General features: G+C 57.0%; 12 protein-coding genes and 1 CRISPR repeat array. Of the genes, 8 read left to right on the top strand and 4 right to left on the bottom strand.

The annotated features are described in order from the left end of the window. Positions 1–289 precede the first annotated feature (289 nt). From aqpZ to hcr, 4 genes are all read left to right on the top strand, one after another. Positions 290–985, top strand: coding sequence for an aquaporin Z (gene aqpZ / locus ACOTXT_RS20875; RefSeq protein WP_008499998.1), 696 nt, complete (start codon positions 290–292; stop codon positions 983–985). A 170-nt stretch (positions 986–1155) separates the two neighbouring features. Then, on the top strand, positions 1156–2055 hold the full coding sequence (locus tag ACOTXT_RS20870) for a lysine exporter LysO family protein (protein WP_021240895.1): 900 nt from the start codon (positions 1156–1158) through the stop codon (positions 2053–2055). 144 nt (positions 2056–2199) lie between these two features. Continuing rightward, positions 2200–3852 (top strand): hydroxylamine reductase, encoded by a 1653-nt coding sequence (gene hcp / locus ACOTXT_RS20865; protein WP_063618848.1) that lies wholly within the window; start codon positions 2200–2202, stop codon positions 3850–3852. Between the two features lie 10 nt (positions 3853–3862). Continuing rightward, complete coding sequence (gene hcr, locus ACOTXT_RS20860) at positions 3863–4831, top strand: NADH oxidoreductase (protein ID WP_333166377.1); 969 nt, start codon at positions 3863–3865, stop codon at positions 4829–4831. A 146-nt stretch (positions 4832–4977) separates the two neighbouring features. Then, a CRISPR array of direct repeats spans positions 4978–5547; the repeat unit is 28 nt; unit sequence TTTCTAAGCTGCCTGTACGGCAGTGAAC. Positions 5548–5712: 165 nt separating this feature from the next. On the opposite strand, the gene ACOTXT_RS20855 is transcribed toward hcr, so the two are convergent. After that, complete coding sequence (locus tag ACOTXT_RS20855) at positions 5713–6147, bottom strand: DoxX family protein (protein ID WP_023343671.1); 435 nt, start codon at positions 6145–6147, stop codon at positions 5713–5715. 151 nt (positions 6148–6298) lie between these two features. Between ACOTXT_RS20855 and poxB the strand changes: the two genes are divergently transcribed. From poxB to ACOTXT_RS20835, 4 genes are all read left to right on the top strand, one after another. Then, on the top strand, positions 6299–8017 hold the full coding sequence (gene poxB, locus ACOTXT_RS20850) for a ubiquinone-dependent pyruvate dehydrogenase (protein ID WP_023343670.1): 1719 nt from the start codon (positions 6299–6301) through the stop codon (positions 8015–8017). A 38-nt stretch (positions 8018–8055) separates the two neighbouring features. Further along, the gene (gene ltaE / locus ACOTXT_RS20845) at positions 8056–9057 is read left to right on the top strand and encodes a low-specificity L-threonine aldolase (protein WP_025912920.1); all 1002 of its coding nucleotides are present in this window, start codon (positions 8056–8058) and stop codon (positions 9055–9057) included. A 10-nt stretch (positions 9058–9067) separates the two neighbouring features. Next, entirely contained in the window at positions 9068–10504 is a 1437-nt protein-coding gene (locus ACOTXT_RS20840; RefSeq protein ID WP_055321757.1) for an SDR family oxidoreductase, read from the top strand. A gap of 92 nt (positions 10505–10596) precedes the next feature. Beyond that, positions 10597–11610: an NAD-dependent epimerase/dehydratase family protein gene (locus ACOTXT_RS20835; protein ID WP_008500006.1), complete on the top strand. Its 1014-nt coding sequence runs from the start codon at positions 10597–10599 to the stop codon at positions 11608–11610. A gap of 160 nt (positions 11611–11770) precedes the next feature. On the opposite strand, the gene ACOTXT_RS20830 is transcribed toward ACOTXT_RS20835, so the two are convergent. The 3 genes from ACOTXT_RS20830 to ACOTXT_RS20820 all read right to left on the bottom strand — a co-directional run bounded on the left by ACOTXT_RS20830 (position 11771) and on the right by ACOTXT_RS20820 (position 17036). Then, on the bottom strand, positions 11771–13582 hold the full coding sequence (locus ACOTXT_RS20830; protein WP_008500007.1) for a chitinase: 1812 nt from the start codon (positions 13580–13582) through the stop codon (positions 11771–11773). A 150-nt stretch (positions 13583–13732) separates the two neighbouring features. Beyond that, a complete protein-coding gene (gene iagB / locus ACOTXT_RS20825; RefSeq protein WP_021240903.1) occupies positions 13733–14167 on the bottom strand; it encodes a type III secretion system invasion protein IagB in 435 nt (144 codons plus the stop codon). Between the two features lie 136 nt (positions 14168–14303). Then, positions 14304–17036, bottom strand: a complete 2733-nt coding sequence (locus ACOTXT_RS20820; protein WP_008500009.1) for a glycosyl hydrolase family 18 protein — start codon at positions 17034–17036, stop codon at positions 14304–14306. Positions 17037–17501 lie beyond the last annotated feature (465 nt).

Raw genomic sequence — 17501 nt, 5'->3', positions numbered from 1 at the left:
CGGGTCTGGCGGCGTTTACTGGAAAACTCACTGTCGGCAAAAGTCAGTTGCTGGCTCATCCGGTTACTCATTCTGGGTTCAGGTTACAACACGATGATCTCACATCTCGGACTTATTCGCACCTTCCCAAGGATTGACATCACATTGCCTTAAATCAAATTAATCGAATTTATTTAAGTGGCGAAGGGGTGTTATTGGTTTCTAAAATACGGACTCTTTGAGTCGTCATCCCTTTATGGCGATATATCCCGCGCGCGGGAAAGCGTGCGGAAAATTATTTGAGGTGGTTATGTTTAGAAAATTGGCAGCAGAATGCTTTGGTACATTCTGGCTGGTATTTGGTGGCTGCGGTAGCGCCGTTCTGGCAGCAGCATTCCCGGAATTAGGTATCGGTTTTGTCGGCGTCGCGCTGGCATTTGGTTTAACCGTATTAACCATGGCCTTTGCCGTGGGGCATATTTCCGGCGGTCATTTTAACCCGGCAGTGACATTAGGTTTATGGGCCGGCGGTCGTTTTCCGGCGAAAGAGGTAATTGGTTATATTGTCGCTCAGGTGGTGGGCGGTATTATCGCAGCGGGCGTTCTGTACGTCATTGCCAGCGGTAAAGCTGGCTTCGACGCGGCGGCCAGCGGCTTCGCCTCTAACGGCTTCGGCGAGCATTCTCCGGGCGGTTATTCCATGCTGTCTGCCATCGTGATTGAAATTGTGCTGACCGCAGGTTTCCTGCTGGTGATCCACGGCGCAACCGATAAACACGCGCCAGCCGGTTTCGCGCCGATTGCCATTGGTCTGGCACTGACGCTTATCCACCTGATCTCCATTCCGGTTACCAACACCTCCGTTAACCCGGCACGCAGCACCGCCGTCGCCATCTTCCAGGGCGGCTGGGCGCTTGAGCAGCTCTGGCTGTTCTGGGTGATGCCGATTATCGGCGGTATCCTGGGTGGCGTGCTGTACCGCACCCTGCTGGAAAAACGCGATTAATTGCGCGCGGTGTCGGGTGGCGCTAACGCTTACCCGACCCACGTGAGTGTGCACTTGTAGGCCGGGTAAGGCGCAGCCGCCACCCGGCTTTTTTATTGCCGCTTTACTGAACAGTCTTTATTGGGTAGTGTCTCTGGCGCTCAACAGATACTCAAAAGGACCGGCTGTTCATGTTTTCAGGACTCCTCATTATTCTGCTGCCCCTGATTGTGGGCTATCTCATCCCGCTGCACAGAGAATCCGCATTACGGCTTATCAACCGTTTTCTCAGCTGGATTGTTTACGTCATTCTTTTCTTTATGGGGATCAGCCTGGCCTTCCTGGATAATCTGGCGACGAATCTGCTTTCCATCCTGCATTATTCTGTGGTCACCGTGGTGGTTATTTTGCTGTGTAATATCGCCGCATTATTCTGGCTTGAGCGCACCGTTCCGTGGAAAAACCATCATCATCAGGAAAAACTGCCTTCCCGAATTGCGATGGCGCTGGAATCATTAAAACTGTGCGGCGTCGTGGTGCTCGGTTTTCTTCTTGGGCTGACCGGCTGGGCATTTTTACAGCACGCGACAGAGGCCAGTGAATATACGCTAATTTTCCTGCTGTTCCTGATCGGTATCCAGCTGCGAAATAATGGCATGACGCTGAAGCAAATTGTTTTAAACCGTCGGGGAATGATGGTTGCGGTCATTGTGGTCGCCAGTTCCATGGTAGCGGGCGTCATTAACGCCTTTATTCTCGACCTGCCGCTGAAAACCGGTCTGGCGATGGCGTCAGGCTTTGGCTGGTATTCCCTCTCCGGTATCCTGCTGACCGAATCCTTTGGCCCGGTCATCGGCAGTGCTGCCTTCTTTAACGATCTGGCGCGCGAGCTGCTCGCCATTATGCTGATCCCGGGGCTGGTTCGCCGCAGCCGCTCTACCGCGCTGGGCCTGTGCGGCGCGACGTCGATGGACTTTACCCTGCCAGTATTGCAACGCTCTGGTGGACTGGAGATGGTGCCCGCCGCCATCGTTCACGGCTTTATTTTAAGCCTGCTGGTTCCGGTTCTGATGGCCGTCTTCTCGGCCTGATACCTCTTTGGCGGTAGGGTGCCTGCCGCCAAAATTGCGCTAAATCAATCTCCCTCTATTTTGTAGCAGAAAGCCCTTTTCTCCGTTCTGGCACAGGCATAACCTTAAACATGTATATCAAATATAACTTTAACAGGTGTGATTATGTTTTGTGTGCAATGTGAACAAACCATCCGTACCCCGGCAGGCAATGGCTGCTCTTACGCACAGGGTATGTGCGGCAAAACCGCAGAAACATCTGACCTGCAGGACCTGCTGATTGCCGCCCTGCAAGGCCTTTCCGCATGGGCGTGCAAAGCCCGCGAATACGGCATTGTCGACCATTACGTCGACAGCTTCGCCCCGCGCGCCTTCTTCTCCACGCTGACCAACGTTAACTTCGACTCTCCGCGCATTGTTGGCTATGCCCGCGAAGCCATTGCCCTGCGTGAAGCGCTGAAGGCGCAGTGCCTGAAGGCGGATGCCAGCGCCCGCGTGGAAAACCCGATGTCTGACCTTCAGCTGGTGAGCGACGATCTCGGCGATCTGCAGCGTCAGGCGGCCGAATTCACCCCAAATAAAGACAAAGCAGCGATTGGCGACAACATTCTCGGCCTGCGCCTGCTGTGCCTGTACGGCCTGAAAGGCGCTGCGGCCTATATGGAACACGCGCACGTGCTCGGTCAGTACGATAACGACATCTACGCCCAGTACCATAAAATCATGGCGTGGCTGGGCACCTGGCCTGCCGATATGAACGCGCTGCTGGAATGCTCAATGGAAATCGGCCAGATGAACTTCCGCGTGATGAGCATTCTGGATGCGGGTGAAACCGGCACCTACGGCCACCCTACGCCGACGCAGGTCAACGTCAAAGCGACCGAGGGCAAATGCATCCTGATCTCCGGTCATGACCTGAAAGATCTCTACAACCTGCTGAAGCAAACCGAAGGCACCGGCGTTAACGTCTATACCCACGGTGAAATGCTGCCAGCGCACGGCTATCCGGAGCTGCGTAAATTCAAGCACCTGATCGGTAACTACGGCAGCGGCTGGCAGAACCAGCAGGTGGAATTTGCCCGCTTCCCTGGTCCTATCGTGATGACCTCTAACTGCATCATCGACCCGACCGTGGGCGCGTATGACGACCGCATCTGGACCCGCAGCATCGTCGGTTGGCCGGGCGTGAGCCATCTTGAAGGTGACGATTTCGGACCGGTGATAGCGCAAGCGCAGCAGATGGCAGGCTTCCCGTACAGCGAGATCCCGCATCTGATCACCGTCGGCTTCGGTCGCGAAACCCTGCTCGGCGCCGCCGATTCGCTGATTGACCTCGTCAGCCGCGAAAAGCTGCGCCACATCTTCCTCGTCGGCGGCTGCGACGGCGCGCGCGGCGAGCGTAACTACTTTACCGATTTCGCCACCCGCGTGCCGGAAGACTGCCTGATCCTGACCCTGGCGTGCGGTAAATACCGTTTCAACAAGCTGGACTTCGGCAACATCGAAGGCCTGCCGCGCCTGATCGATGCGGGCCAGTGTAACGATGCTTACTCGGCCATTATTCTGGCGGTCACGCTGGCGGAAAAACTGGGCTGCGGCGTCAACGATCTGCCGCTCTCCCTGGTTCTCTCCTGGTTTGAGCAGAAAGCGATTGTCATCCTGCTGACCCTGCTCTCTCTGGGCGTGACCAACATCGTGACCGGCCCGACCGCGCCAGGCTTCCTGACGCCGGACCTGCTGGCGGTGCTGAACGAGAAATTCGGCCTGCGTTCCGTGACCAACGTTGAAGACGATATGAAGCAGCTGTTGAGCGCGTAAGGAGTAATTTATGACCATGCCAACCTCACACTGCCCGTGGCGGATGCAGGTGCATCACATCCATCAGGAGACGCCGGATGTGTGGACGCTGTCGCTGCTGTGCCACGACTACTATCCGTACCGAGCCGGTCAGTATGCGCTGGTCAGCGTTCGCCATTCGGCGGACACCCTGCGCGCCTACACCCTCTCCTCCACGCCGGGCGTCAGCGAATACATCACGCTCACCGTCCGCCGCATTGATGACGGCGCGGGCTCGCAGTGGCTGACCCGTGACGTGAAGCGCGGGGATTATATCTGGCTCTCCGACGCGCAGGGTGAATTCACCTGTGACGACAAAGCGGACGATAAATTCCTGCTGCTGGCGGCGGGCTGTGGCGTAACGCCGATTATGTCGATGCGCCGCTGGCTGGCAAAAAACCGCCCGCAGGCCGACGTGCAGGCGATCTTCAGCGTGCGCTCTCCGGACGATGTCATTTTTGCCGAGGAGTGGCGTGATTATCCGGTGACGCTGGTGGCTGAGCACAACGCGACGCACGGTTTTGTGCCCGGTCGCCTGAGCCGCGAGCTGCTGCAAAGCGTGCCGGATATCGCGAACCGCACCGTGATGACCTGCGGCCCGGCGCCGTACATGGATATCGTCGAGAAAGAGGTGAAAGCGCTCGGCGTGACCCGCTTCTTCAAAGAGCAGTTCTTCACGCCGGTGGCGGAAGCGGCAACCAGCGGGATTCAGTTCACCAAACTGCAGCCTGCGCAGACCTTCTTTGGCCGCGTGGGCACGACGCTGCTGGAGGCGCTGGAAAGCAACAACGTACCGGTGGCGGCGGCCTGCCGTGCCGGGGTGTGCGGCTGCTGTAAAACAAAGGTGGTTTCCGGGGAGTACGCCGTCACCAGCACCATGACGCTGTCCGACGCGGAAATTGCCGAGGGTTACGTGCTGGCGTGCTCGTGCCATCCGCAGGGCGATCTGGTCCTCGCATAAACAATAAACGTTCGTTCGTAGGCCCGGTAAGCGTCAGCGCCACCGGGCTTTTTTGCCGGGTGGCACTGCGTTTACCCGGCCTACGTTGTGCCTACTGCCTGTTCGGCATTCGACCCTAACCACCGACGCTTACCCGGCTGAAGTGCTTTCTAAGCTGCCTGTACGGCAGTGAACTGAAGTGATCGAAATCCTGAAAGGATTGCACATTTCTAAGCTGCCTGTACGGCAGTGAACGCAGCGAGCTCGTTGCTGTTCGCGGTTACGAATTTCTAAGCTGCCTGTACGGCAGTGAACACTCACCAGATTTAATTTTGGCGGCATCAGTTGTTTCTAAGCTGCCTGTACGGCAGTGAACCATGGCGCGTGGCACGTCGTTGTTTTGCAGTTTTTCTAAGCTGCCTGTACGGCAGTGAACAGTACATGACCGAAGAGCTGCAGAAACAATTCTTTCTAAGCTGCCTGTACGGCAGTGAACGCCGGGTGCCCGTGTATGCGCTGTCGAGGCCGTTTCTAAGCTGCCTGTACGGCAGTGAACATTCGTCTTACACCAGCCAGGCCCCAACAGCGGTTTCTAAGCTGCCTGTACGGCAGTGAACAAAAGTGCGCTGTCATGGCTCTATGCTCAAATTTTCTAAGCTGCCTGTACGGCAGTGAACAGAGACGGCGAATGGGATGTTGTGTTGCAGTTTTTCTAAGCTGCCTGTACGGCAGTGAACTGGAACAATCTACACCTATCTTCTTGTGATATAAAGAAATCCCTCTAAAATTCTCCGTAAACCCTTTTTTCCCCACCAACAATTCACCGTTGTGAAATCAACAACTTAAAACTCACCAATAAAAAAGGGTCCGTAGACCCCTTCCCTCGGAACAGATTCCACCCCCTACCGCCACGCAGGTGTTTTCCCCAGCGCAAACCGCCCTGCCCCTAAAAACGCCACTGCCAGCGAGCCGATGAAGAAGTACACCAGGCTTTCAATCGCCCATGCCCCGACCTTGTCGAGCGCGAATGTCTCATCCAATCCCACCATCAGCCACGCCACGATCATCGTAAACGCCAGCACCAGCGCGGCCGGGCGCGTAAAGAGCCCGACAATAATCAGGAGCGGCGCCACCACTTCGCCAATCAACACGCCGTAGGCAATAAACCCCGGCAGCCCTTTCTCCACCAGCATGCCGCTGATAAAGCCCACCCCGCCAAACAGCTTATGCAAACCGTGAAAGAGCATCAGCCCGCCGACGGCAAGTCGTAACAAGAGTTTGCCGAGATCGTCGCACGATAGCTTTTCATTAACAGCAATTAACAATGATTTAACCATTTGAAATGATTCCTGTTTTCACTGAGGTATCATCAGATTATGCCGAAGCGTTGCGCGTGAAAAGCACCTTTTAATTGGGGGGATGTGACGGGCAATACGGAGACTTTCTTCTAAGCTTGTAAGCGTTATCACAAAAAGGAGACGGACAACCATGAAACAAACCGTGGCTGCATATATAGCGAAAACGCTCGAACAGGCTGGCGTAAAACGTATCTGGGGCGTCACCGGCGATTCCCTCAACGGACTCAGCGACAGCCTCAACAAGATGAAGACCATTGAATGGATGCCGACCCGCCATGAAGAGGTTGCCGCGTTTGCCGCAGGCGCTGAAGCACAGCTTACGGGTGAGCTGGCCGTCTGCGCCGGATCCTGCGGGCCGGGTAACCTGCACCTGATCAACGGCCTTTTCGACTGCCACCGCAATCACGTGCCGGTGCTGGCGATTGCCGCCCATATCCCCTCGTCCGAAATCGGCAGCGGCTATTTTCAGGAGACGCATCCGCAGGAGCTGTTCCGTGAATGCAGCCACTATTGCGAACTGGTTTCATCCCCGGAGCAGATCCCGCAGGTTCTGGCGATCGCCATGCGCAAGGCCGTGCTGAATCGCGGCGTGTCCGTGGTCGTTATCCCGGGCGACGTGGCGCTCAAGGCCGCGCCGGAAGGAGCCAGCACCCACTGGTATCACGCGCCGCAGCCGGTGGTGACGCCAGCCGAGGAGGAGCTGAAAAAGCTGGCGCAGCTGCTGCGTTACGCCAGCAATATCGCCCTGATGTGCGGCAGCGGCTGTGCGGGCGCGCATAAAGAGCTGCTGGAATTTGCCGGAAAGCTGAAAGCCCCGATTGTCCACGCCCTGCGCGGCAAAGAGCACGTCGAATACGATAACCCCTACGATGTAGGCATGACCGGGCTGATCGGTTTTTCTTCCGGCTTCCACACCATGATGAACGCCGACACGCTGATCCTGCTCGGCACCCAGTTCCCGTACCGCGCGTTTTACCCGACGGATGCCAAAATCATTCAGATTGATATCAACCCGGCCAGCATCGGCGCGCACAGCAAGGTCGATATGGCGCTGGTGGGCGACATCAAATCCACCCTTGCCGCCCTGCTGCCGCTGCTGGAAGAGAAAACCGATCGCAAGTTCCTCGATAAAGCGCTAAGCGACTATCGCGATGCCCGTAAGGGGCTGGACGACCTCGCCAAACCGAGCGACAAAGCCATTCACCCGCAGTATCTGGCGCAGCAGATCAGCCATTTCGCGGACGACGACGCCATTTTTACCTGCGACGTCGGCACGCCAACCGTCTGGGCGGCACGCTACCTGAAAATGAACGGCAAGCGCCGTCTGCTCGGCTCGTTCAACCACGGCTCGATGGCTAACGCCATGCCGCAGGCGCTGGGCGCAAAAGCAACGGCACCGGAGCGTCAGGTGGTGGCGATGTGCGGCGACGGCGGGTTCAGCATGCTGATGGGTGATTTCCTGTCGGTGGTGCAGATGAAGCTTCCGCTGAAAATCGTGGTCTTTAACAACAGCGTGCTGGGCTTCGTGGCGATGGAGATGAAGGCAGGCGGTTACCTGACGGACGGCACCGAGCTGCACGACACCAACTTTGCCCGCATCGCCGAGGCCTGCGGCATTACCGGTATTCGCGTGGAGAAAGCCTCTGAGGTGGATGAAGCCCTGCAGCGCGCCTTCTCCATCGACGGCCCGGTACTGGTGGATGTGGTGGTCGCCAAAGAGGAGCTGGCCATCCCGCCACAGATCAAGCTGGAGCAGGCCAAAGGCTTTAGCCTGTACATGCTGCGCGCCATCATCAGCGGGCGCGGTGACGAGGTGATCGAACTGGCAAAAACCAACTGGCTCAGGTAAAACATCTGGCATCGCCTTTTTAAATATAAGGACATGCCATGATTGATTTACGCAGTGATACCGTTACCCGCCCGAGTCGCGCCATGCTCGAAGAGATGATGGCCGCCCCGGTCGGGGACGACGTCTACGGCGATGACCCGACGGTCAACGAGCTGCAGCGCTATGCCGCAGAGCTGAGCGGAAAAGAGGCCGCCCTGTTCCTGCCCACCGGCACGCAGGCCAACCTGGTGGCGCTGCTCAGCCACTGCGAGCGCGGTGAAGAGTATATCGTCGGCCAGGGCGCGCATAACTATCTCTACGAAGCGGGCGGTGCCGCGGTGCTCGGCAGCATTCAGCCGCAGCCGATCGACGCTGCGCCGGACGGCACCCTGCCCCTTGATAAAGTCGCAGCGAAAATCAAAGCCGATGATATTCATTTTGCCCGCACCCGGCTGCTCAGCCTTGAAAACACCCACAACGGCAAGGTCCTGCCGCGCGAATACCTGAAGGCGGCGTGGGAGTTTACCCGCGAGCGCGGGCTCGGCCTGCACGTGGACGGCGCACGCATCTTCAACGCCGTGGTGGCGTACGGCTGCGCGCTGAAAGAAATTACGCAATATTGCGACTCGTTCACCATCTGCCTCTCAAAAGGGCTGGGCACCCCAGTGGGTTCCCTGCTTGTCGGCAACGCGGACTACATCAAGCGCGCCAACCGCTGGCGCAAAATGACCGGCGGCGGCATGCGTCAGGCGGGTATTCTGGCGGCAGCCGGGCTGTATGCCCTGAAAAACAACGTGGCACGCCTGAAGGACGATCACGACAACGCCGCGTGGATGGCGGCGCAGCTGCGTGAAATTGGCGCCGACGTGATGCGCCACGACACCAACATGCTGTTCGTCCGCGTGGGCGATGACCACGCCGCTGCGCTTGGCGAGTTCATGAAAGCACGTGGCGTGCTGATCAACGCCTCACCTGTGGTGCGTCTGGTCATGCATCTCGACGTCAACCGCGAGCAGCTGGCCGACGTGGTAAAACACTGGCAGGCGTTTTTACAGCGATAAGGAGCATCACGTGCCGCAACGCATTCTGGTGCTCGGCGCCAGCGGGTATATCGGTCAGCATCTCACCGCGGCGTTAAGCCAGCAGGGGCACCAGGTGCTGGCTGCGGCACGCAATACCGAACGCCTGCAAAAACTCGGTTTGCCGGGCGTTACCTGTCACAACGTTGACCTCAACTGGCCAAAGGCGCTTCCCGCGCTGCTGGAAGGGGTCGACACGCTTTACTACCTGGTGCACAGCATGGGTGAAGGCGGAGATTTTATCGCCCACGAGCGCCAGGTAGCGATGAACGTCCGCGATGCCCTGCTGCAAACCCCGGTGAAGCAGGTGATTTTTCTCAGTTCACTTCAGGCACCTGAACGCGAGCAGTCCGATCACCTGCGCGCCCGCCAGCTGACGGCGGACATCCTGCGGGGGGCCAATATCCCCGTCACCGAACTGCGCGCCGGGATCATCGTCGGCGCGGGGTCTGCCGCCTTCGAAGTGATGCGCGATATGGTCTACAACCTGCCGGTGCTCACGCCGCCGCGCTGGGTCCGTTCGCGCACCACGCCGATTGCGCTGGAGAACCTCCTGCATTATCTGGTGGCCCTGCTGGATCACCCGGCGGAGCAACACCGCGTGCTGGAAGCCGCTGGTCCTGAAGTGTTGAGCTATCAGGCGCAGTTCGAACATTTCATGCGCGTCAGCGGCCGCCGCCGCTGGCTGATCCCCATTCCCTTCCCGACGCGCTGGATTTCGGTGTGGTTTTTGAATGTCATCACCTCGGTGCCGCCGACGACCGCCAAAGCGCTGATCCAGGGGCTGAAGCACGATCTGCTGGCCGACGATCGCGCGCTGCGCGCCTTAATTCCTCAGGATCTGATCCGCTTTGACGACGCCGTGCGCAATACGCTCAAGGAAGAAGAACAGCTGGTGAACTCCAGCGACTGGGGCTACGACGCCCAGGCCTTTGCCCGCTGGCGGCCTGAGTATGGTTATTACCCGAAACAGGCGGGCTGCACGGTGAAAACCTCCGCGAGCCTGGCCGCGCTCTGGGAGGTGGTGAACCAGATTGGCGGCAAAGAACGGTATTTCTTCGGTAATCTCCTCTGGCAAACGCGCGGGGCGATGGACCTGCTGGTGGGCCACCGGCTGGCGAAAGGCCGCCCGGCACGCCCGTATCTTGAGGTGGGCGACGCGGTCGACAGCTGGAAGGTGATCATCGTCGAACCGGAAAAACAGCTGGCGCTGTTGTTCGGCATGAAAGCCCCGGGGCTGGGCCGACTCAGCTTTACCCTGAAAGACAAAGGCGATCATCGTGAACTGGACGTGCGCGCCTGGTGGCATCCGCACGGAATGCCGGGTCTGTTCTACTGGCTGTTGATGATCCCTGCCCACCTGTTTATCTTCCGGGGAATGGCGAAACGCATTGCGCAACGGGCAGAACAAAAGACGGAAAAGATCTAAATAAAACTCTCTTTCTTTCACCTTTCCCATTGCATAGCGCCGTAATTCACGAAAGAATGCGCACGAAATTCTTTTCAACACAGTGGATAGCTATGAAGGTACTGGTTACCGGGGCGACCAGCGGCTTAGGCCGAAATGCGGTCGAATTTCTGCGCAACAAGGGCATCAGCGTCAGGGCTACCGGTCGCAACGAAGCGATGGGTAAACTGCTGCAAAAAATGGGCGCAGAGTTCGTCCATGCCGACCTGACGGAGCTGGTCTCCTCGCAGGCGAAGGTGATGCTCGCCGGTATCGACACGCTGTGGCACTGCTCCAGTTTTACCTCCCCGTGGGGGACCCAGGAAGCCTTCGATCTCGCCAACGTGCGGGCCACCCGCCGTCTGGGGGAATGGGCCGTTGCCTGGGGCGTGCGTAACTTTATTCATATCTCCTCCCCGTCACTCTATTTCGACTATCACCACCATCGTGACGTGCAGGAAGATTTCCGCCCTGCTCGCTTTGCCTGTGAGTTTGCCCGCAGCAAGGCGGCCAGCGAAGAGGTCATCGACCTGCTGGCGCAGTCAAACCCGCACACCCGCTTTACGGTCCTGCGTCCGCAGAGCCTGTTCGGGCCGCACGATAAGGTTTTTATTCCGCGTCTGGCGCAGATGATGCACCATTACGGCAGCGTGCTGCTGCCGCGCGGCGGCGATGCCCTTGTGGATATGACCTACTACGAAAACGCCGTTCACGCCATGTGGCTGGCCAGCCAGCCGGACTGCGATAAGCTGATCTCCGGTCGCGCCTACAACATCACTAACGGCGAACCCTGCACGCTGCGCAGCATTGTGCAGCGGCTGATCGACGAGCTGCAGATCAACTGCCGTATCCGTTCCGTGCCCTACCCAATGCTGGATATGATTGCCCGCAGCATGGAGCGCTTTGGCAGTAAAACAGCCAAAGAGCCTGCGCTGACGCATTACGGCGTCTCTAAACTCAACTTTGACTTCACGCTGGATATTTCGCGGGCGGAGAATGAGCTGGGGTATAAACCGGTTGTGACGCTGGATGAAGGGATTATGCGCACGGCGGCGTGGCTGCGGGATCACGGGAAGCTGCATCGCTAGCCTTTTTGCCCGGTGGCGGCTTCGCCTTACCGGGCCTACAACGGCTCCGTACTGACCCCTCGCCCCTTAGCCTCATGTAGGCCGGGTAAGCGCAGCGCCACCCGGTAAAAGACAGAGGGTGCAAATACGAAAACGGCAACCCGAAGGTTGCCGTTTGCTTTTACAGAGCCGTCCAGGCATCAGCCCACGCCAGGCCAGCGCCGGGTTCGTAGTATGCCGGGGCATTGTTACACCAGCCGCTGTACGGGAACGGTTTGCACTGGAACAGTTTACCGTGGTTGTTCACGATATCACCTGCGTTGTACTTGCTGTTCGCGCTCCACGCGGCGTAAGAGCCGGAAGTGCCTTCGTCCTTAGACTCGGCTTTCGCTTTCACATTCAGCAGGTAGGACGTGGTGCTGGTCAGTTCGCCATCGCTGACGGTAAGGCCGATTTCGTACTGCTGAGCCGTTGCAGACTCTGGTGCCTTGAAGGTCACCACCGCTTTGTCCTGACCGGTCACGGTCTGGCCATCCTGGGAACGCCAGGTGTAGGTCAACTTGTTACCGTCGGCGTCAGTGGAGCCTTCCGCGCTCAGGGAAACCTGCGCACCCGCTTCAACCGCCCCGATTGGGCCCGCAATCTGCGCCACAGGGGCGTGATTCACGGTAGCCGGTTCAACAGGGGTGGTATCTTCCGCTGGCGTCGTATCCGCTGGCGGCGTGGTGTCTGCCGGGGTTTTGTCTTCTCCTGGGGTCACGGCTGAGCCGTCGTCGTTAATGATGTTCACGTTATAGAACTTCTTAACGCAGTTGGTGTAGTCACCCTCTTTGAACGCGCTGAACGGCGTCTGGTACCCCACCAGCTGGCAGGAGTAGGTCTTACCGTCCGGCGTATCCGGGCTCCACCCCCAGTCCTGCTCCCAGTAGATCTTCAGCGCGCCGGCGCCGCCTTCATCGAACTGCTTCATGTTGGCGCAGCCCAGCACTTCATTCGCCGGAACAGGCACTTTCAGGTAGTTCGCAAACTCTTTGTAGTACTTGATGCGGTTTTCAGACTGGGCAATCTCGGTTGGGCCGCCGCACTCTACGCCACCGTTGATGATCTGGGTGGTCACGCCGAAGCCCGGAACCAGGCCGTTGGCTTTATCGTGATCGTTTGGCTGCCAGGTGCCGTCGATAACCTGCAGCATGCTTGGTTTTGGCGGCTGCGGATAGGCGAAGAAGAAGATCGCACTCGCCAGGTTCAGCCAGGTATCCGCCACCAGCTCAGGCTTGTCGAGCAGGGTGCGGACGGTGCCAAACATCGCTTCAGAGAACGGACCGTAGTTATAGTTGTAAGACAGCTGCTTCGCGCCGCGGCCAAAGTAGCTTACGAAGTCGCCGTCTTTGTCCTTACCGCATGGCCAGGTCTGTCCCTGCCAGATGTCAGGGTTACATTCGCCGTTATAGCCGCCTTTCTGGCCTTCGGTCCACCCCATTTCACGGACGTGAACCAGGGCCTGACGCCATTCGGCTTCCGGACGCCAGCTCTCATGGCCGCCGGTTTCCTGCGCAAAGTGGGCGAACATGGTCGCCAGCTCTTTGCGGCAGATGGCGTCGCTGTCGCGACCATCGTTATAGGTCTTACACAGTGCCGGGAATTTACCAACAGCCTTCAGGAAGTTACTGTAGGTATAAGACTGAGCGCGCAGCGGGAAGAGATATTCCCAGTCGCTGGCCTTCACGATCCCTTCAACGCGCTTGACGTTGTCAGGGTTCGAGGCACGACCTGGCTCAATCTGCTCAACGAGGCTATTGTCCAGGGTCGCAATGGTATCCTTCACCGAAACCATCAGCGGGAAATTGGTCAGCTCTTTTTCCTTTTTCGCCAGATCGCTGGCTTTCATGGTGTACGGCTCACTGCTGGCCGCCTGCAGTGATGCAGCCTGGGCCATAAAGGGTGCAATACATGCCCCCGCCACGAGAACGCTCAGTAATGTCCTTTTCGTCATTTCAAATAATCCTGTATTTAAGCAACTAGGGTGAGTACATTCCCGGCTTATGTATTACTCCCTTAATAAATAAGCCAGAGAGTGTGGTTCTTTTTCATTTTCTGAAGAACACCGAAAGGAATTCTTCAAAAAATAAAAATAACGCTACGGTTATTTACCCGATTTTATTTGCTGATACTTCGCCCACACTTTATGGGCATAACGCATGCGCTGCGGATAATTTTCTTTTTTCAATCCGGCGTTATACGCGCCCACCGCTTCCCAGTTATAGCCATACACGTTTATCATCCCGGACAGGATGGAGGCGCCGACCATAATGGAGGTACAGGGCTCATTAATAAGCTGACTCTCATCAATACCCTGACGTTCTAACTCACTGAAGTGTGAACTGTTAATCTGCATCAACCCGACGTCACGCGTGCCGTCGTGGTTCCAGCCTACCGCGTGGGGATTCATTCCGGATTCGACTTTGGCAATTGCATACAATAACCACGGATCGACATGATAATAATGTCCAGCGTTATCCCAACAGTTCGCGAATACGCTTTGACTAAACAGCAGTAAAAATATAATCACGCGTTTCATGAGCACCTGCTTTTTAAATACTGAACCTCTTTCCGCTCATCATTAGCGATAATTCTGAAGTGTTGGTCACACCCGAAGTGGGGTGTGACCAACTATTGCGGGTTGATATCATTCCCGCAATCCACGGTTCAGAAGGTTATTTGCAGTCTGTTGAAGGACCTTCTTTCACCCATACATCGCTGTTAGCCGGGTTGTCACCGCGGGTCCACCATTTGGCACGGTAAACGTTGCCCTGGTAGGTTGTGGTTTCGCCGCCGTTATAAACCAGGTCAGAACGCCAGTTCATCTTCACGTTGCTGACCAGCTCCCAGGCATCCACACCGAAGCCAGGCTGGTTGCCTTGCGTCCAGTACTTCGCTTTCCACACCAGATGGTCGAAGCTCACGGTATCGCCACTGTTGTAGATTTTGCTGGCATCCCACGCGGCATATTTGCTGGCGTTAGCATCGACAGGCGCATCGCAGCTACCGGTTGCAGACCCTTCGTCAGATGGCGGGGTCACGTCATCTGACGGAGGCGTAACTTCATCAGAGGGTGGCGTTACGTCATCAGACGGAGGTGTAACCTCATCAGACGGTGGTGTAACGTCAGCCGGTTTCGGATTCACGGTTACCTGCACGTTAGACTGCACGCTGGTTTTGCCGTCGCCTACAACTACGCTCAGCGTATAGGTAGACGTGGTGGCAACGTCTGGTGCAGTGATCGTCACGTTCGCGGTATCGGTACCGGTTGCATGCATATCCGCTGGCACGCTCCAGGAGAAGGTCATCGCATCACCGTCTGGATCCACAGCCTGCGCGTGCAGAGCATAGGTTTCTCCTGCCTGCAGCGTCACTGCCTCCATTGCGTTCACGACTGGCGCCTGGTTAGCTTTTGGCGCTTTGTTCACAACCTGCACATCAATGGCGTTGCTCAGGCCTTTAGCATCCGTAACCGTCAGGCGGAACACCATGGTCTGGTCGCTGGTCGCTGCCGCAACGTTGAAGGTTGCTTTCGCTTTGGTGCTGTTGGAGAGAGTTACAGATGGGCCAGAAACCTGGGTCCATTTGTAGGTAATCGCATCGCCGTCTGGATCGCTGGAAGCAGAACCATCAAGCGTGACGGTTGCCGGGCCAGAGACGTTCTGATCCGCAGAAGACGCGATTGGCGCATGGTTGGTGACCACCGGATCGACCGGGGTAGAACCGCCCAGCAGACTTTCGTTCATCGCGTTCAGGATGTCGCCGGTATCAGAGTCAATAGACCAGGCAAAGAGTCCGCCCAGGTTTTTCGACAGCACATACTTGCCTTTAGCGGCGGTAGAGCGTGCATCTTCATAGGTGATCAGGTCGCCGGTAGACTTATTGAAGACATATGGCGCTTCAGCATTCGCGTCGTAACCATATTCCCAGCCAGGCTTGCCTTTGTACTCGTTAACGATCTGACGGTAGTCGACCACGCCAGGTTCCCAGGTACCTTTCACCATACCGGTTGCGGTACCCGTGAATGGATTGTCACCGGTGTAGCCATGCACGCCAGTCCAGCCGCGGCCATACATGCCCGCACCCACCACGATCTTGCCTGGCTGTACGCCCTGAGCAAGCAGCGCGTCCACGCCGTTCTCGGTGGTGTAGTTCGTGTCCGGACGCCATGACGGCGCGCGCAGTGCGGCCTGGTGGCCCAGCTCGGTGTTGCTCCAGCCGCCGTAGAAGTCGTAGCTCATCAGGAAGATGTGGTCGAGGTACTGCTGAGCAGCGGTGTAATCCACGTCTTCGATCTTATCGCGGCCCGCACCGATGGCGCTGGTCAGTTCATAGGTACGGCCAGTCTGTGCAGACAGCTCGTTCAGCATGGTGCGCAGGTCATGCATCAGGGCGGTATACGTCGCTTTATCCTGCTGCGGGTTACCCAGGTGTTCGCTCACGCCGCCGCCGCCAGGGAATTCCCAGTCGATATCCACACCGTCAAAGAACTTCCAGGTCTGCAGGAAATCTTTCACAGAGGAGACGAAGCGGGCACGGATTGCCGGGTCGCCCATGTGGAAGAACGGATCGGACAGCGTCCAGCCACCGATGGATGGCAGCACTTTCAGGTCCGGATGCGCTTTTTTCAGCGCCATCAGCTGGCCAAAGTTACCTTTGTACGGGTCGTCCCAGTTGGAGACGCCAGACTGCGGTTTTTGCAGCGCAGCCCACGGATCGTGAATGGCGACGGTATAGTCCGGACGGCCCGCGCAGTCGCGCTGCAGTACGGAGAAGCTGTTACCGCCTTCAACGGTTTTCAGGCCATCGTTGATGCCGTCGCCGCCACAGATTGGAATGAAGCCATAGAGGATGTGGTTAAGGTTCGCTGCCGGGATTTTATCAACCGGGAAGTTACGATCGTAAACGCCCCATTCAGGGAAATACGCCGCAACCACTTTATCAGTATGTTTGGCGAACGTTTTGTTGTTCTCCTGCAGCGGCGCGTTCAGCGGCAGCAGATGGCTGCCGTCGGTGTCCGCCACGATGATCAGCTTGCTGGCGCTTTTGGTGCAGCCGCTGGCATTACAGACTTCCACCTGCTCCTGATAACGTCCGCCCTTTTTCACTTTAAAGGTGGCTGAGCCGCTTGCACCAGCTGCGCCGGTCCACACGGTTTTACCATCCAGCAGCACTTTTGCAGACGTTGGCGCGTCGCCGCTCCACACGTTCCACTCGACTTTCACATCCACGCCGTCGTTATGTACCTTGACGAGGCTGTTGTAATCCTGCGCGGCCTGATCCACCTCGACCAGCGCAAATTTGTCATTGCCGGAGCCGATGGTCGGTGCACCTGGCGCAGCAGCGAATGCAGAACCGGTTGCCGCTGCAATAAAGAGCGCCAGATATTTAGGCTTAATAAATTTCATTTTTCTTTCCTGATAAATTTATTCGTAAACGAAATTGATCCATGTCTTCCTTTAGAACATGGAATGATATTCACATAGTGCGTTTTTAAATACGCAGACAGCCGTTATCCAAACCTTAAAGACGCGTTGTATTCCTCCATTAAAAGATACAAGCTAAAAATCCGTGTAGCTTATGCCTTTTACGATACACTGAGGATAAAAGGTCGTCCTTCTCTTTCCTCGTCGAAAATATTGATAAAAAAACTTGACCCGGTTATTTAATAGGTATTCACAAATAGCTGGCAGGTATAGAGCGCTATTCCAGCAAAAGCCAGATAAGGTCCGAAAGCGATGGTTAGGGAAGGTGCGAATAAGTCCGAGATGTGAGATCATCGTGTTGTAACCTGAACCCAGAATGAGTAACCGGATGAGCCAGCAACTGACTTTTGCCGACAGTGAGTTTTCCAGTAAACGCCGCCAGACCCG

This window comes from Enterobacter cloacae complex sp. IR5422, assembly GCF_049238165.1.
Taxonomy (GTDB): Bacteria; Pseudomonadota; Gammaproteobacteria; order Enterobacterales; family Enterobacteriaceae; genus Enterobacter; species Enterobacter roggenkampii.
The sequence above is the reverse complement of the archived record's forward strand: the minus strand, read 5'-3'. Positions and strand labels throughout refer to the sequence as shown.

Bases quoted from the DNA above. Each gene is read 5' to 3' on its own strand.
- ACOTXT_RS20835 (WP_008500006.1), top strand. From the start codon at position 10,597: ATGAAGGTACTGGTTACCGGGGCGACCAGCGGCTTAGGCCGAAATGCG.
- aqpZ (WP_008499998.1), top strand. From the start codon at position 290: ATGTTTAGAAAATTGGCAGCAGAATGCTTTGGTACATTCTGGCTGGTA.
- poxB (WP_023343670.1), top strand. From the start codon at position 6,299: ATGAAACAAACCGTGGCTGCATATATAGCGAAAACGCTCGAACAGGCT.
- ACOTXT_RS20855 (WP_023343671.1), bottom strand. From the start codon at position 6,147: ATGGTTAAATCATTGTTAATTGCTGTTAATGAAAAGCTATCGTGCGAC.
- hcr (WP_333166377.1), top strand. From the start codon at position 3,863: ATGACCATGCCAACCTCACACTGCCCGTGGCGGATGCAGGTGCATCAC.
- ACOTXT_RS20870 (WP_021240895.1), top strand. From the start codon at position 1,156: ATGTTTTCAGGACTCCTCATTATTCTGCTGCCCCTGATTGTGGGCTAT.
- ACOTXT_RS20820 (WP_008500009.1), bottom strand. From the start codon at position 17,036: ATGAAATTTATTAAGCCTAAATATCTGGCGCTCTTTATTGCAGCGGCA.
- ltaE (WP_025912920.1), top strand. From the start codon at position 8,056: ATGATTGATTTACGCAGTGATACCGTTACCCGCCCGAGTCGCGCCATG.
- ACOTXT_RS20830 (WP_008500007.1), bottom strand. From the start codon at position 13,582: ATGACGAAAAGGACATTACTGAGCGTTCTCGTGGCGGGGGCATGTATT.
- hcp (WP_063618848.1), top strand. From the start codon at position 2,200: ATGTTTTGTGTGCAATGTGAACAAACCATCCGTACCCCGGCAGGCAAT.
- iagB (WP_021240903.1), bottom strand. From the start codon at position 14,167: ATGAAACGCGTGATTATATTTTTACTGCTGTTTAGTCAAAGCGTATTC.